At 69.0% G+C, this 15376-nt stretch carries 13 protein-coding genes and 2 tRNA genes; 10 read left to right on the plus strand and 5 right to left on the minus strand.

Going from position 1 to position 15376, the window contains the following annotated elements; genetic code table 11:
- Positions 1-152: 152 nt before the first annotated feature.
- Positions 153-1640, minus strand: a complete 1488-nt coding sequence (locus OG780_RS27235; protein WP_328452455.1) for an amino acid permease — start codon at positions 1638-1640, stop codon at positions 153-155.
- 259 nt (positions 1641-1899) lie between these two features.
- Here OG780_RS27235 and OG780_RS27240 point away from each other — a divergent pair, with 259 nt between their 5' ends.
- Both OG780_RS27240 and OG780_RS27245 read left to right on the plus strand, forming a co-directional pair.
- Positions 1900-2394 carry a ribose-5-phosphate isomerase gene (locus tag OG780_RS27240; protein ID WP_328452457.1) on the plus strand — a complete coding sequence of 165 codons (495 nt, stop codon included), beginning with the start codon at positions 1900-1902 and terminating at the stop codon, positions 2392-2394.
- A 136-nt stretch (positions 2395-2530) separates the two neighbouring features.
- Positions 2531-3340, plus strand: a complete 810-nt coding sequence (locus tag OG780_RS27245) for an Fpg/Nei family DNA glycosylase (protein WP_328452459.1) — start codon at positions 2531-2533, stop codon at positions 3338-3340.
- 125 nt (positions 3341-3465) lie between these two features.
- On the opposite strand, the gene OG780_RS27250 is transcribed toward OG780_RS27245, so the two are convergent.
- Entirely contained in the window at positions 3466-4695 is a 1230-nt protein-coding gene (locus OG780_RS27250; protein ID WP_328452461.1) for a GNAT family N-acetyltransferase, read from the minus strand.
- A gap of 170 nt (positions 4696-4865) precedes the next feature.
- Here OG780_RS27250 and OG780_RS27255 point away from each other — a divergent pair, with 170 nt between their 5' ends.
- The gene (locus OG780_RS27255; protein ID WP_328452463.1) at positions 4866-6038 is read left to right on the plus strand and encodes a PP2C family protein-serine/threonine phosphatase; all 1173 of its coding nucleotides are present in this window, start codon (positions 4866-4868) and stop codon (positions 6036-6038) included.
- Between the two features lie 59 nt (positions 6039-6097).
- On the plus strand, positions 6098-6553 hold the full coding sequence (locus tag OG780_RS27260) for an HD domain-containing protein (protein ID WP_328452465.1): 456 nt from the start codon (positions 6098-6100) through the stop codon (positions 6551-6553).
- Positions 6554-6662: 109 nt separating this feature from the next.
- Here OG780_RS27260 and OG780_RS27265 read toward each other — a convergent pair whose 3' ends face one another.
- Entirely contained in the window at positions 6663-7847 is a 1185-nt protein-coding gene (locus tag OG780_RS27265) for an acyltransferase family protein (RefSeq protein ID WP_328452467.1), read from the minus strand.
- 646 nt (positions 7848-8493) lie between these two features.
- On the opposite strand from OG780_RS27265, the gene OG780_RS27270 reads away from it, so the two are divergent.
- Positions 8494-8688: a hypothetical protein gene (locus OG780_RS27270; protein ID WP_010986847.1), complete on the plus strand. Its 195-nt coding sequence runs from the start codon at positions 8494-8496 to the stop codon at positions 8686-8688.
- Positions 8689-8915: 227 nt separating this feature from the next.
- On the opposite strand, the gene OG780_RS27275 is transcribed toward OG780_RS27270, so the two are convergent.
- Positions 8916-8989: transfer RNA gene (locus OG780_RS27275), tRNA-Gly, on the minus strand.
- A gap of 151 nt (positions 8990-9140) precedes the next feature.
- Here OG780_RS27275 and OG780_RS27280 point away from each other — a divergent pair.
- From OG780_RS27280 to clpX, 5 genes are all read left to right on the plus strand, one after another.
- Positions 9141-9217 (plus strand) — tRNA-Pro (locus OG780_RS27280).
- 202 nt (positions 9218-9419) lie between these two features.
- Complete coding sequence (gene tig / locus OG780_RS27285) at positions 9420-10808, plus strand: trigger factor (RefSeq protein WP_328452469.1); 1389 nt, start codon at positions 9420-9422, stop codon at positions 10806-10808.
- Between the two features lie 455 nt (positions 10809-11263).
- Positions 11264-11869: an ATP-dependent Clp protease proteolytic subunit gene (locus OG780_RS27290; RefSeq protein ID WP_149513863.1), complete on the plus strand. Its 606-nt coding sequence runs from the start codon at positions 11264-11266 to the stop codon at positions 11867-11869.
- 117 nt (positions 11870-11986) lie between these two features.
- Positions 11987-12667 (plus strand): ATP-dependent Clp protease proteolytic subunit, encoded by a 681-nt coding sequence (locus OG780_RS27295; protein ID WP_328452471.1) that lies wholly within the window; start codon positions 11987-11989, stop codon positions 12665-12667.
- A 160-nt stretch (positions 12668-12827) separates the two neighbouring features.
- Positions 12828-14114 (plus strand): ATP-dependent Clp protease ATP-binding subunit ClpX, encoded by a 1287-nt coding sequence (clpX, locus tag OG780_RS27300; RefSeq protein WP_151471405.1) that lies wholly within the window; start codon positions 12828-12830, stop codon positions 14112-14114.
- Positions 14115-14321: 207 nt separating this feature from the next.
- On the opposite strand, the gene OG780_RS27305 is transcribed toward clpX, so the two are convergent.
- Positions 14322-15290 (minus strand): hypothetical protein, encoded by a 969-nt coding sequence (locus OG780_RS27305; RefSeq protein ID WP_328452475.1) that lies wholly within the window; start codon positions 15288-15290, stop codon positions 14322-14324.
- Positions 15291-15376 lie beyond the last annotated feature (86 nt).

Here is a 15376-nt window from a genome sequence, read left to right on the forward strand (position 1 = left end):
GGCGGGAAGGGCGGGAAGGTCGGGGAGGAAGGCGGAGAAGGAGACAGGGAGGAAGGTGGAGAGAAAGGCGGAGGCGAGCGTGCGGGAGAAGGCAGGGAGGGGCCCGCGGCGGTCGGCCGCGGGCCCCTCCTCACTCGGGCTTCGGTGGCGGGTCAGGCACCGACCTCGGCCCGGGTCTCCTCGCGGGAGTCGCTCGCGACCGGCTGCGCGGAAGTACGGGCAGCCGCACCGGTCTTCTGCCGGACGAACGCGATGACCAGCACGATCGCCGCGACGAGCAGCGACAGCAGCACGGTCTCCCGGCCGTCGTGTTCGGTGTCGGTCAGCATGTAGCCGAGCACGAAGACGATCATCGCGGCCGTCGCCCAGGTCAGATACGGGTAGAGCCACATCCGCACGACGAGCTTCTCCGGCGCCTCGCGCTGGATGATCTTCCGCATCCGCAGCTGCGAGAAGCAGATGACGAGCCACACGAACAGGGCCACCGCACCGGAGGAGTTGACCAGGAAGAGGAAGACCGAGTCCGGGAACTTGTAGTTGAAGAAGACGGCGACGAAGCCGAACACGACCGAGACGACGATGGCGGTCATCGGCACACCGCGCCGTGTGGTCCTGGCGAACGCCTTCGGCGCGTCCCCGCGCTGACCGAGCGAGAACGCCATGCGGGAGGCGGTGTAGAGGCCGGAGTTGAGGCAGGACAGCACCGACGTCAGCACGATGAAGTTCATGATCTGACCGGCGTGGTCGATACCGAGGGAGTCCAGGGCGGCGACGTACGAGCCCTTGTCCGCGATCGACGGGTCGTTCCACGGCAGCAGGGCGATGACCACGAGGATCGAGCCCAGGTAGAAGACGGCGATACGCCAGATGATGCTGTTCGTCGACTTGGTGACGGCCCGCTGCGGGTCCTCGGACTCACCGGCGGCGAGGGTCGCGATCTCGCTGCCCATGAAGGAGAAGACGACCAGCAGCACACCGGTGAGGATCGAGCCCGGGCCGTGCGGAAGGAATCCGCCGTGGTCGGTCAGATTCCCGAACCCGGCCTTCTCGGCGTCGACACCGGGCAGCACACCGAAGATCGCGAGGCCGCCGACGACGATGAACGCGCCGATCGCCACGACCTTGATCCCGGCGAACCAGAACTCGAACTCGCCGTACGAGCCGACGGAGACCAGGTTGGTGGCCGTCAGCACCACCATCACGATGAGCGCCCAGCCCCACTGAGGTACCGCGGGAATCCATCCTTCGAGGATGTCCGCGCCGGCGGTGGCCTCCACGGCCAGCACCACGACCCAGAAGAACCAGTACAGCCAGCCGATGGAGAAGCCGGCCCAGCGGCCGAGCGCGCGGTCGGCGTGCGCGGAGAACGAGCCCGAGGTCGGGTTGGCGGCGGACATCTCACCGAGCATCCGCATCACCAGCACCACGAGCGTGCCGACGAGGGCGTACGAGAGAAGGATGCCGGGGCCCGCGGTGGCGATGCCGGCCTTGGAGCCGACGAAGAGTCCTGCACCGATGACGCCACCGATGGCGATCATCGACAGATGGCGGTTCTTGAGCCCGGCCTGGAGGCCGTTGCCGGGTTCTCCGGGGCCTCCGGAGGCCTGTGCGGCCTTCGTGGGGGTCGGCTGCGAGGTCATGAGGGGGATTCCTTTGCGCCGGATGAGCAGATTCCCGTACAGAGCGCCCAACCCGTACGAGCGGTGTACGGAGCGCCCACCGGTCCGTTGTGAGGAACGGCGTACAAGTTGGTCCAGTGAAACGGAGGCAATCGAATTCGTGAACCTTTGAATCCAGATCGTTACTTGAGGTTTCCTTGAGGTTCTGTAGGCTGGGTCGCGGTTTTGCGAGGCGGGACCCGGCGCGGCCGACCCGAAACGGCCGTGTCACACTCGGACCATGCGCGTGTATCTCGGATCCGACCATGCCGGTCTCGAACTGAAGAACCACCTCGTCGAGTGGCTCAAGGCCGCCGGCCACGAGCCCGTCGACTGCGGGCCCCACATCTACGACGCCCAGGACGACTACCCGCCGTTCTGCCTCCGTGCGGCGGAGCGCACCGTGGCCGACCCGGGTTCCCTCGGTGTCGTCATCGGCGGCTCCGGCAACGGCGAGCAGATCGCCGCGAACAAGGTCGCCGGCGTACGGGCCGTCCTCGCCTGGAGCGCGGAGACCGCCGCGCTGGGCCGCGAGCACAACAACGCGAACGTCATCTCCGTCGGCGCCCGTATGCACACCGAGGAGGAGGCGACGAAGTTCGTCGAGACCTTCCTCAACACGCCCTTCACCGGCGAGGAGCGCCACGTCCGCCGCATCGAGATGCTCGCGGACTACGAGACGACCCGGGAACTCCCGCCGATCCCGGCCCACCACCCGCAGCAGCCGCAGGCGTAGCACCGACGGGCCGCAGATCCGTAAGTCCGAGGGGTCGGCAGTCCGAGGGGTCGGCGAACCGTCGAGCCGTCGGACCGCCGGGTCGCCTGTCGCCGGGTCGCCTGTCCGTCGTACGAGAGAGACAGCAGGAGGAACGGTGCCCGAGGGGCACACCATTCACCGGCTCGCGGAGGACTACCTCGCCGCGTTCGGCGGCCGCGGTGTCCGCGTCACCAGCCCCCAGGGCAGGTTCGGTGACGCCGCGGCCCTCCTCGACGGGTCGGTCCTGACCGCGACGCAGGCCCACGGCAAGCACCTTTTCCTCGGGTTCGGTCCGGAGCGGTGGATCCACATCCACCTCGGTCTCTTCGGCAAGGTCGGATTCGGCGGCACACCCGCCCCGCCGCCCACGGACACCGTCCGCCTGCGTCTCGTGAACGAGACCGCGTACGTCGACCTGCGCGGCCCCACCACCTGCGCACTGATCACGGACGACGAGAAACACGCGATACACGACCGCCTCGGCCCGGACCCGCTGCGCCCGGACGCCGATCCCGCGGCGGCCTACCGCCGGGTCGCCCGCAGCCGTACGACGATCGCCGCGCTGCTGATGGACCAGAAGGTCATCGCGGGTGTGGGCAACGTCTACCGCGCGGAGGTCCTCTTCCGGCACGGCATCGACCCGTACCGTGCGGGGAAGGACCTCGGCACCACGGAGTGGGACGCGATCTGGGCCGACCTCGTGGACCTCATGCGCGAGGGCGTCCGCAACAACCGCATCGACACGGTTCGTCCGGAGCACACCCCCGAGGCCATGGGCCGCCCGCCGCGCGTGGACGACCACGGCGGCGAGGTCTACGTGTACCGCAGGGCCCGCATGCCCTGCCACATCTGTGGCGGCGAGATCAGCACCGCCGATCTCGCCGCCCGCAATCTCTTCTGGTGCCCGGCCTGCCAGAAAGCCTGAATCCCGACGGACCTCACCGGGCCGGCCGGAGGGCTGGACCGGACCGGGTCGGACGGATCGCCCCGGACCGGGCCAGACCGGGCCGGGCCAGACCGGACCGGGGTCGTCGTCGAAGGTGACAGGCCCTAGAACCCGTGCGGCAGCCAGGGGGCGACCACCGAGGCGAACGCCGTCGAGGCCTCAGCCAGCGCCCCCTGCCGCAGTTCACGCACCAGGCCGGCGGCCGCGAGCGAGGCCAGCGACACACCGCCCAGATAAGCGGCCCCCAACTCCCGCGCGGACAGGGCGAGATCCGGGGCGTCCTCGGTCCGCGCGCACACCGCTCCCTTGGTGTCGCCGGTGAGCCGCCAACGCCCCTCGTTCCAGGGACAGAAGGAGTCCTCGACCTCGAACACCACGTCCACCGGGGCCTGATAGGTCCGCGCCTCCAGCGCGGCCCCCACCTCGACGAGCCGCACATGCAGCGAGTCCTTCACCCGCAACTGGCAGCGGCGGATGTCGGAGACCAGGTGCTGCCAGGCCTCGTCCACCGGGCGGCCCCGGGTCCGCAGCGTCGACGTCAGGTCGATGCCGAAGAGGAACCGCCACAGCGCGGCCCGCGCCGCCGGGTCCAGCCCCTCCAGATCCACCATCGTCACCGCGCCGTTGTGCCCGGCCGGGCCCCACTCCGGCTTGACCCGGAAGCGTGTGTACCCCACCACCTCGCCGTCCCGCTCGGCGACCACGCACTGCAACGGCGAGGCGCCGTTCCGCTCGCTCGCCGGGTCGAGGAGCATGAGCCGCTGCCAGCCGGGCCGGCGGGCCAGCATCCCGGGCCGCCGCGGCACGATCCGCGCGTACACGGCCTCGCACGCCTCCAGCGCATCCTCGGGCGCCGTGTAGCGCAGCCGTACGTCGTCCGTCCCGGGCGGTACGGACAGTCGTACGCGGGCGGTGTCGATCTCGGCGCTCATCGACGAGGTCGCGATGCCGTAGCCGAACCGTCCGTAGATCATCGGCTCCGACGCGACCAGGACGGCGAGCGCCTCACCCGCGGCCCGCACGTCGTCCAGCTGGCGGCGCATCATCGCGGTGAGCACCCCGCGCCGCCGGTGCGTGGCGGCGACGCTCACCATCGTGACGCCGGCCGCCGGAACCGAGGCGCCGCCCGGGACCGTGACACGGAAGGAGAAGGCCCCCGCCGTACCCACACAGTTCTTCCCGTCCCACACGCCCAGCGAACGGTCGTACTCTGTGAGCGCGTTCCACAGTTCGCGCTCCTCGGACGACTCCGCCACACCTCCGAACGCGCGGATCAGGTTCTCGTACCATTCGTCCCAGTCGGCCTGCCGCAGCACCCGAACGTCAGTCGTCATGGCCCATGCCTACCAGGGCAATGCGGTACGAGCGAGGCAATTTCGCCGGGCCGCGACGGCCCCCGACCGGAATGTGCCGGTGCAGTTCTGTGTGAAGTTGAGCGCTAGGAGGGGGACAAGTGGGACCTCCCGTGCCAAGCGCCTGGTCCGATGGATAGGGTCCCGAACTAATGGCAGCAGGACGAGCGCGGCGCGCTGAAGCCGATACGTTCACGGCCCGGTTGAAGATGCAATGGCACCGGGCCCGCACAGGGCTGCGCAGATCCGCCGTCGACTACTTCCGCGGGGACGGCTCCGACTGGATCGCGCTGGCCGGTCTGCTGATCATGATCCCGGTGATCGCCTCCACGACCCTGGTCAACTCGGTGTGGTGCTCACCCGCCGCCCTGGTCCTGCCGATCGTGGCCGGCGGACTGCTGCTGCGGCCCGCCAGCCTGCTCGGGCTGTACGCGGCCGCCGCCACCGCGCTGATAGTGGAGTCCGTGAAGCTCGGGCCGTACACGGAGGGCCCCTCCCGGGTGACACCCGGAGTGGTCCTGGTGGTCGCGGCCTGCGGCTTCTTCGGACTGCTGATCGCACAGTTCCGCAGCCGCGTGGGTGTGCCCTGGCGGCGCGGCGGCACCATGCTCTTCGACCTGCGCGAACGCATCCGCGTGCAGAGCAAGCTGCCGAAGCTGCCGGTGGGCTGGCACCGCGAGATGGCGCTGCGCCCGGCGGGCGGCCAGTCCTTCTCCGGGGACTTCGTCGTGGCCGCCCGTACGAACGGCGGCCGGACCCTCGAAGTCGTCCTGACCGACGTGTCCGGCAAGGGAATGGACGCGGGCTCCCGTGCCCTGCTGCTGTCCGGGGCCTTCGGCGGCCTCCTCGGCTCCCTGCCGCCGCACGCCTTCCTGCCCGCCGCGAACGGCTATCTGCTGCGCCAGGACTGGGACGAGGGCTTCGCGACCTCGATCCATCTGGTGCTCGACCTCGACTCGGGCGACTACGAGCTCTTCTCGGCCGGACACCCGCCGGGCCTCCAACTCAGCGCGGGCAGCGGCCGCTGGGAGGAGAAGGTCGCCGAGGGCCCCCTCCTGGGTGTGTACGACGGCGCCCAGTTCGACCCGGTGAAGGGCTCGCTGCGGCCCGGGGACGTGCTCATGCTGTTCACGGACGGTCTGGTCGAGACCGCCGACCGGGACATCGTCGAGGGCATCGACCGGCTCACCGGGGAGGCCGACCGCTATGTCGCCGGCGGCTTCCACGGCGCCGCCTGGCACCTCATCGAGGCAGTGGCCAGGGACGTCAACGACGACCGGGCCCTCCTTCTCATCTGCCGCGACGCTCTGGCCCCGGTACGCTGACCGCCCCCGCCGATTCCTGCTCCCGAAGCGGCGGCCCGTACCGAGGAGACACTGATCGCGTGACCCGACCTCTCCTGACCCTGGCCGAAGTCGAAGCGCTCGCCCGCGCGGCGCACGCGGCCCAGACGGACAAGGCCGGCCGGCCGTACGCCGAGCACCTCCAGGCCGTGGCGGACGGCGTCCGTGATCGCGGCGGTGACGACGAGCAGATAGCGGCGGCCTGGCTGCACGACGCCGTCGAGGACGACGCCCTCACCGAGGACTGGCTGGACGAGGCCGCGCTGAGCCCGGGTACGAAGGACATCGTGCGGGCGCTCACCAAGGTGGACGGCGAGCCCCCCGAGTCGTACGCGCGACGCATCCGCGGCACCCGGGGCGCCCTGCTGGTCAAGGCGTCCGACCTGGCGCACAACTCCGACCCGCGCCGGCTCGCGGTCCTCGACGAGCACACCCGGGCCCGTCTGACGAGGAAGTACGCGACGATGCGGACCCTGCTGGGGCTGCCGCCGGGCTGAGCGCCGACACGGAGAAGGGCGGGCCCGCAGTATCCGGGCCCGCCCTTCTCGTAGGTGTCTCGTCCGTCGGCCGGCCACGCGGTCGCCGGCCGCGGCCACGCCCCGGCGGCTACACGCCGGCCTTGGCCCGCTCCCGGGCGGCTTCCGCCGGGTCCCGCTTGAACGCCCACGCCATCTTCGGCTCCATCGAGAACCGGAAGATCCGCTGGACGGGCCGGGTGCACAGGGCGGTGACGAGCGCGGCCGCGAACACCGTCACGAGCAGCTCGCCGAGCGGCTTGTGCAGCCACCCGTGGTCGAACCAGCCCCAGTGCTCGGACGCCTTGACGACGAAACCGTGCAGCAGATAGCCGTACAGCGTGCCCGCGCCGAGCGCCGTGAACCAGAGCGTGCGCCGCGGCACCCAGGCGAAGAAGCACACGGTGAGCACCAGCGAGCAGCAGTAGAGCGCGAGCGTCATGAAGACACCGGCCCACCAGGGGGCACCCAGCTCCTGCGCGCTGTCGCGGTGGAAGAACCAGGCGGTGTTCATCCGGGGAACCGCCCAGTAGCCCACGAGCAGGGCCGCGGCGAGGACCGGCACCGACAGGATGCGCACCTCGCGGCGGCGCACCAGCTGGAAGTGCTCGGGCTTCATGAACAGACCGAGGACGAAGAACGGCAGGAACTGCAGCACCCGCTGAAGGTCCAGGTCGTCACCGATCTCGGGTGAGACGGACGCGAGCAGGGCGAGGCACACCGCCAGCGGAAGGGGCCAGCGGACCAGCTTCCACACGGGGGTCGTCAGCCGCCAGACGAACAGCGCGGCCAGGAACCAGGTGAGGTACCAGGGGTCGAGCAGGCTGATCGCCTGGTCCGGGGCGTCCCAGACGAAGCGGTCGAAGAGCGAGTACGCCGTCTCGAACAGGACGTACGGTACGGCCACGCCGGTGACCAGCCGCTTCAGGCGGTCGGGGCGCATGTCGAAGCTGCGCGAGAAGTAGCCGGAGATGATGATGAAGGCCGGCATGTGGAAGGCGTACACGACCGTGTACAGCGCTTCCAGGACGCGGCTCCCGCCCTTCAGCGGCTCCCACGCGTGACCCATGGCCACGAGCACGATCGCCAGGTACTTGGCGTTGTCGAAGAAGGCGTCGCGCTGTTTCGCGGGCTTGGCGCCCGGTGTGGTACCCGTCGCCGCGAGCGCCGTCGCGGACGTCCCGGGCGAGCGCGGGCTCGGCACTCCGTCCGCCGGCCGCTGGGCCGGGGGGAGCGGTGATCTGTGGTGGCCGTGGGGTCGGAGCGAGTTGGTCACAGGCTCTCCCGCCAAGAATTCAGGGAGAAGTCTCCGGACCTCGCTGCGCGAACGGGGGGCGTGGCGGCGTGGAACATCTGAGGCACCCTAGCGTCGTCTGTGCGTTCTCGTAAAACGCCCGATGTCATTCCTGCTTATCGTCTGCGCGTACCCAGGATTCGGAGATGTGTGCCTGCCGATCCGCAAGTGGTTCCGTATATCGATTCGCTTACCGGTGAAGGGCGTTCTGTCATGATTCATGCTGACTAAACGGTACATAACACCCGCGGGCGACTCTGGTTATATGTCCGGTTGGGGTACTTTTGGGCACCCGTATGTAACGCTCGTGGTGTGCCTGTGGCAACAATTCGAATTACCTGCGAACGGGATGTGTGGACACAGCAACGGTCGTCGGGAATTCGCCGCCGCGGCGTGCCTTCGAATTACGCTGCGAGGCCGTGTCCCGCCTGTTTCCCGGTGCGGCGCGGGCGGCGCGGGACGGGGCTGTACCGGTGGGACGCAGGCTCGCCCCGGGGTCCACCCCGGGCCAACGATGCGTCACCTGCCGCATACGAGTGGCCGGTTGGTGGCACGATGGTTCTGGCGGGGGTGTGCGGGGCTGCACCCCCGGGCCGGGAGAGCGACCGACCGTAGGGTGTGATCAGTTGTGGCCATTTCGCTGTCAGTGGTGCTGCTGTTGGCGATCATCCTCGTGGTGCTGATCCGAGGGGGATCCATCAAGGCGGGACCCGCCATCGTCGCGGTGCTCTTCGGCTTCTTCCTCGCGTCGACCGGTATGGCTCCGTCCATCAACCGGTTCCTCGACTCGATAGCGGAGACCATCAACTCGATCAGTTTCTGAACGGGGCACGGCGAAAAGCGCCCGACGCCGGCGTGCGCCCGGCGCGGCCCACGCCGGGCGCGCTCCGGCCGCGGACATCTCCGCGCCCGAAACCCCCGCGCCCGGGAATCCGCGCCCTCGGGTCCGGAAGCCACGGGCTGCGAGGGGAACACGGCGGACCGGAACAGCCCCCGGAAACGACGAGAGCCAGGCGGGGAATCCATCCTCCGGCCTGGCTCTACGTCTTTTGGAGCGGGCGACGGGAATCGAACCCGCGTAGCTAGTTTGGAAGACTAGTGCTCTACCATTGAGCTACGCCCGCACAGCATGCGCCGCAGGTCAGCGACCGCGGCACAGAATGCATCGTAGCGGGTCGACGGCCCGCAATGCACACCCCGTTCCCGTCCGCGCCGGAGCTCGCGAAATGCGGCAGCCGCACTGTCTGCGGGCATGTACCCTACGTGTCGCACCGACGGGGTGTGGCGCAGCTTGGTAGCGCGTCCGCTTTGGGAGCGGAAGGCCGTGGGTTCAAATCCCGCCACCCCGACCACCGGCAGGACCCGCGAAGGATCCGCCCGGACAAGATCACCTTTTGGGGCGTGTACCGCCTGCGGTTACTATGCAAGCTGCGTGCCCGTATGTCTGCAGTGTGTGCGTCTCTCAAGGGCCGCGGAATCCGCCCAGGGCTCTGCCTGGCCGGCAACAGCACGCAGCAGAACCCCCCAAGAAGTCAGCCACAAGGAGACCGAACCGTGAAGAGCGCCGTGGAGACCCTGAACCCGACTCGGGTTCGGCTCACTGTCGAGGTGCCCTTCGAGGAGCTCAAGGACAGCCTCGACGCGGCGTACAAGAAGATCAACCAGCAGGTCACGGTGAAGGGGTTCCGGAAGGGCAAGATCCCGGCGCGCGTCATCGACCAGCGGTTCGGTCGAGGCGCCGTGCTCGAAGAAGCCGTCAACGACGCGCTCCCGAAGTTCTACACCGAAGCGGTCAACGAGGCTGAGCTGAACGTCCTCGGCCAGCCCGAGGTCGACATCACCGAGCTGAAGGACGGCGAGACGCTGAACTTCACCGCCGAGGTCGACGTCCGCCCGACCATCGAGATCCCGGACTACTCCGGCATCGAGGTCGAGGTCGACGCCATCGAGGTCAGCGACGAGGACGTCGAGAAGGCCGTCTCCGAACTGCGCGAGCGCTTCGCCTCGACCTCGCCGGTCGAGCGCGCCGCCCAGGACGAGGACGTCGTCACCCTCGACCTCGAGGCCAAGGTCGACGGCGAGGTCCTGGAGGACGGTGTCGCCAGCGGTGTCTCGTACACCATCGGCTCCGGCGAGCTGCTCGAGGGCATCGACGACGCCGTGAAGGGCCTGGAGGCCGGTGGCGAGGCCGCTTTCACCTCCGAGCTCAAGGGCGGCTCCGCGACCGGCAAGGAGGCCGAGGTCACCGTCAAGGTCACCCAGGTCGCCGCGCGTGAACTGCCTGAGCTGGACGACGAGTTCGCGCAGCTCGCCTCCGAGTTCGACACCCTCGACGAGCTCAAGGCGGACAGCCGCAAGCGCCTCGAGAACATGAAGCAGTTCGACCAGGCCACGCAGGCCCAGGAGCGCGTCCTGGAGAAGCTGCTGGAGCTCGTCGAGGTGCCGGTCCCCGAGAAGCTGCTCGAGGACGAGATCAACACCCGTAAGCACAACCTCGAGCACCACCAGCTCGGCCAGATGGGCCTCGACCTCGCGAAGTACCTGGAGATCCAGGGCAAGACCGAGGAAGAGTTCGACGCCGAGACCAAGGAAGCCGCGGTCAAGGGCATCAAGACGCAGTTCGTCCTTGACGAGCTCGTCAACAAGGAGAAGCTGAACGTCAACCAGGAGGAGCTCACCGAGCACCTCATGCGTCGCGCGGCCTCCTCCGGCATGTCCCCCGACCAGTTCGCCCAGGCCGTCGTCGAGGGCGGCCAGGTCCCGATGCTCGTCGGCGAGGTCGCCCGCGGCAAGGCCCTCGCGGTCGTCGTCGAGGCCTCCACGGTCAAGGACACCAACGGCGAGATCGTCGACCTGGACGACGAGGAGGACGAGACGGCCGAGACCGTCGAGGCCACCGAGGCCGCCACCGAGGCCGAGGCCGAGGAGAACACCGAGGCCTGATCGCCTCGCGTGTGAGCAAGTACGTCGATGGGCCCCGGGGCGCTTTGTCCCCCGGGGCCCATCGGGCTTTTCGGGGGCGAGGAACCGCGCGAGCAGCCCTCACCCGGCCGCAGCCGCGTTCCTGGCCCCCGGCGCCCCACGGGTACGGCCATCGGGGGCGCGCGGCCGACCCGCGCCGGTGAACGCGGCAGGCCCGGCACAGAGGCCCCCAGCCCCTCCAGGGGCGGCCCCGGGAGCCCGGTCGGGCCGGCGCGGCGCATGCGCTCACAGCGAACAGTTCCCTCTGCGGGATTCCCCGGGGGGACCCGCGCGTTAGGGTCCATGAATACGAGGGCAGGGGAGTCTCCGGACGCCGTCGGGAGGCGGCGCGGAACCCGGGGTCCCAGGCCCCTGCAGAAGACGTGAGACGGCCCGGCGCCGTCGCAAGACGAGCAGGTGGATACGTGACGAATCTGATGCCCACAGCTGCCGGCGACCCTATCGGTGGTGGCCTCGGCGACCAGGTCTACAACCGACTGCTCGGCGAGCGGATCATCTTCCTCGGCCAGGCGGTCGACGACGACATCGCCAACAAGATCACGGCACAGCTGCTGCTCCTTGCCTCCGACCCGGACAAGGACATCTACCTCTACATCAACAGCCCCGGCGGATCGATCACGGCCGGCATGGCGATCTACGACACCATGCAGTACATCAAGAACGACGTGGTGACGATCGCCATGGGCATGGCGGCCTCGATGGGCCAGTTCCTGCTCAGCGCCGGTACGCCCGGCAAGCGCTTCGCCCTGCCGAACGCCGAGATCCTGATCCACCAGCCCTCCGCGGGTCTCGCCGGCTCCGCGTCGGACATCAAGATCCACGCCGAGCGGCTGCTGCACACCAAGAAGCGGATGGCGGAACTGACCGCCTTCCACACCGGTCAGACCGTCGAGCAGGTCACGCGTGACTCGGACCGCGACCGCTGGTTCGACCCGATCGAGGCCAAGGAGTACGGCCTCATCGACGACATCATGCCCACCGCTGCCGGCATGCCGGGCGGCGGCGGCACCGGGGCGGCGTAAGCCCCTCCAGCGCCCCCGAGGGCGGCGCGGGGCCTCTTCCCGCCCTCGGGTGGGGTCAGGCCCCCAGCGCGCCCTCAGCCGACCGCTCAGCCCTTTTCAGGCTTTTCAGGAGACACAGTGAACGACTTCCCCGGCAGCGGCCTCTTCGCCCGCACGCAGGCCGAGTACACCGGTCCTCGCGCGGAGTCCCGCTACGTCATCCCGCGCTTCGTCGAGCGCACCTCGCAGGGCGTGCGTGAGTACGACCCGTACGCGAAGCTGTTCGAGGAGCGCGTGATCTTCCTCGGCGTGCAGATCGACGACGCCTCCGCCAACGACGTCATGGCGCAGCTGCTGTGCCTGGAGTCGATGGACCCCGACCGTGACATCTCGGTCTACATCAACAGCCCCGGTGGCTCGTTCACGGCCCTCACGGCCATTTACGACACCATGCAGTTCGTGAAGCCGGACGTCCAGACGGTCTGCATGGGCCAGGCCGCCTCGGCCGCCGCGATCCTGCTGGCCGCCGGTACGCCGGGCAAGCGCATGGCGCTTCCGAACGCCCGTGTGCTGATCCACCAGCCCTACAGCGAGACCGGCCGCGGGCAGGTCTCGGACCTCGAGATCGCCGCGAACGAGATCCTCCGGATGCGTGGTCAGCTCGAAGACATGCTGGCCAAGCACTCGACGACCCCGATCGAGAAGATCCGCGAGGACATCGAGCGCGACAAGATCCTCACGGCCGAGGACGCACTGGCCTACGGCCTGATCGACCAGATCATCTCCACCCGGAAGATGAACAACTCTGCGGTCGTGTGACGTATCGCTGTATCGTCTGCCGCTCCTTGGCGCGGTTCACGACAAAGTGAACCGCGCCAAGGGGGGCCCGAACGAGGGGCTCGGCAAGGTACCGTCGGACATAAGGCAGCACCAGGAGCCGCTGGATCCAGGCGACTCCCAGGCGAAGGGGAAGCACACCGTGGCACGCATCGGTGACGGCGGCGATCTGCTCAAGTGCTCGTTCTGCGGCAAGAGCCAGAAGCAGGTCAAGAAGCTCATCGCAGGCCCCGGTGTGTACATCTGCGACGAGTGCATCGATCTCTGCAACGAGATCATCGAGGAAGAACTCGCGGAGACGAGCGAGGTGCGCTGGGAGGAACTCCCCAAGCCCCGCGAGATCTACGAGTTCCTCGAGGGGTATGTGGTCGGGCAGGAGTCGGCCAAGAAGGCCCTCTCCGTCGCGGTGTACAACCACTACAAGCGCGTCCAGGCCGGCGAGAACAGCACGGGCCAGAACCGCGAGGACGCCATCGAGTTGGCGAAGTCCAACATCCTCCTGCTGGGCCCCACGGGCTCCGGCAAGACGCTCCTCGCCCAGACCCTCGCGCGCATGCTGAACGTTCCGTTCGCCATCGCCGACGCGACGGCGCTGACGGAGGCGGGATACGTCGGCGAGGACGTCGAGAACATCCTGCTGAAGCTGATCCAGGCCGCCGACTACGACGTCAAGAAGGCCGAGACCGGGATCATCTACATCGACGAGATCGACAAGGTCGCCCGTAAGAGCGAAAACCCGTCGATCACGCGCGATGTGTCGGGTGAGGGCGTGCAGCAGGCCCTGCTCAAGATCCTCGAGGGCACGACGGCCTCGGTGCCGCCGCAGGGCGGACGCAAGCACCCGCACCAGGAGTTCATCCAGATCGACACGACGAACGTCCTGTTCATCGTGGGCGGTGCCTTCGCGGGCCTGGAGAAGCTCATCGAGTCCCGGGCCGGCGCGAAGGGCATCGGCTTCGGTGCGACGATCCGCTCGAAGCGCGAGCTGGAGTCCAAGGACCAGTTCGAGGCCGTCATGCCGGAGGACCTGGTCAAGTTCGGCATGATCCCCGAGTTCATCGGCCGTCTCCCGGTCATCACCTCGGTCCACAACCTGGACCGCGAGGCCCTCCTCCAGATCCTGGTCGAGCCGCGCAACGCCCTGGTGAAGCAGTACCAGCGCCTCTTCGAACTCGACGGCGTGGAGCTGGACTTCGAGCGTGAGGCACTGGAGGCCATCGCCGACCAGGCCATCCTGCGCCAGACCGGCGCCCGGGGCCTGCGCGCCATCATGGAGGAAGTCCTCCAGGCCGTGATGTACGAAGTCCCGTCCCGCAAGGACGTGGCCCGCGTCGTCATCACCGCCGACGTGGTCCTGCGCAACGTCAACCCGACCCTGATCCCGAGGGACGCCCGCCGCGGCGGACCCGGCGAGCAGAAGACGGCCTAGACGACGCACGAAAGACGCGAAGAGGGGCGCCCGGCGAGCCATCGCCGGGCGCCCCTCTTCGTCGTCCGGGGTGTCTCACCCGGAGCGTGGTCCGGGGTGTCTCACCCGGAGCGTGGTCCGGGGTGTCTCACCCGGAGCGGTACGACGCCCGCGTGGGGCCCGGCCCGATGGCCGCGCCCCACGAGTCGAGCCCTGCCGCGGGTGACGTCAGACCTTCTGCCGCACGTCCTTGCGGAGCTTCGCGGCGATCTCGGCCGCGGCCTCGGGCGTGCTGCCCTTGCCTGCCATCATGCTCGCGAAGTCGATCGGCATCACGAACCCCAGCGTGCTGTGGTCGCCCCAGATGCAGACCGGCATCGTGAACTCCTTCGGCCCGGCGGCACCCGTGCCCGACGAGTCGTTCTTGACCTTGATCTCCTGGCACTTGAGGACGGCACCGTCGAGCGCGCTCGGCGTGTACGCCTTCGGGCTGCCGATGAGCTCGCCGTCCTTGGTGCCTTCCTTCTCCTGGTTCTTCTTCATGTCGGCGAACATGTTGTCGACGGCCTTCTCCGGGTCGTCGATGGTTCCCCAGACACCGCCGAACGAGATCTGCTTCATCGCCAGCGGGTTGGTCTTGTCGCCCGACTGGTAGGCCGCGTTGACGTCCTTGGGGCTCTTCACGCCCCAGCCCTCGGCGTCCTTCAGGTCGTCCTTGGTCATGCCGCCACTGCTGTCGCTGCCGTCGGTGGACTTCTTGTACTCGCCACCGAGGACGGACGCGGGAGTCGTCAGCTTGTGCGGGCCGTCGTCGGCCACGTCGGCGCCGCTGCTGCTGCCGCCGAACAGGAGGTACGCGCCCACCGCGATGGCCGCCACCACGGCCACGCCGCCGATGATCAGAGCCGTCTTCTTCTTGCCGCCGGACGGCTCGGGCGGCATCGGGACCGTGCCGTAGGGAGGCTGCTGCCCATAGGCGGGCGGCTGGCCGTACGGGGGAGTCTGCGGCGGGACACCGGGAGCCTGCGGCGGGTAGCCGTAGCCGGGCTGCGCCGGGGGAGCCTGCTGGGGGTAGCCGTAACCGGGCTGGGAAGCCGGCGGCTGCTGGCCGTAAGGGCCCGGCTGGCCACCCGGCTGGCCGTAGGGTCCGGGCTGCTGGGGCTGCCCGCCGTACGGGCCCGGCTGGTTGAAGCTCATTTCTGGGTTCCCCTTTAGATGCCTTATGTGTTCCTGACATCCTGACGCACAGGTCAAGCCCCCAGGTCCGCAGGGGGTGCACCGTT

This window comes from Streptomyces sp. NBC_00386 (assembly GCF_036063235.1).
Taxonomy (GTDB): domain Bacteria; phylum Actinomycetota; class Actinomycetes; order Streptomycetales; family Streptomycetaceae; genus Streptomyces.

Excerpts from the sequence above, each read along its gene's own strand:
- OG780_RS27235 (WP_328452455.1), bottom strand. The coding sequence starts at position 1,640 with ATGACCTCGCAGCCGACCCCCACGAAGGCCGCACAGGCCTCCGGAGGC.
- OG780_RS27240 (WP_328452457.1), top strand. The coding sequence starts at position 1,900 with ATGCGCGTGTATCTCGGATCCGACCATGCCGGTCTCGAACTGAAGAAC.
- OG780_RS27250 (WP_328452461.1), bottom strand. The coding sequence starts at position 4,695 with ATGACGACTGACGTTCGGGTGCTGCGGCAGGCCGACTGGGACGAATGG.
- OG780_RS27255 (WP_328452463.1), top strand. The coding sequence starts at position 4,866 with ATGGCAGCAGGACGAGCGCGGCGCGCTGAAGCCGATACGTTCACGGCC.
- OG780_RS27290 (WP_149513863.1), top strand. The coding sequence starts at position 11,264 with ATGCCCACAGCTGCCGGCGACCCTATCGGTGGTGGCCTCGGCGACCAG.
- OG780_RS27305 (WP_328452475.1), bottom strand. The coding sequence starts at position 15,290 with ATGAGCTTCAACCAGCCGGGCCCGTACGGCGGGCAGCCCCAGCAGCCC.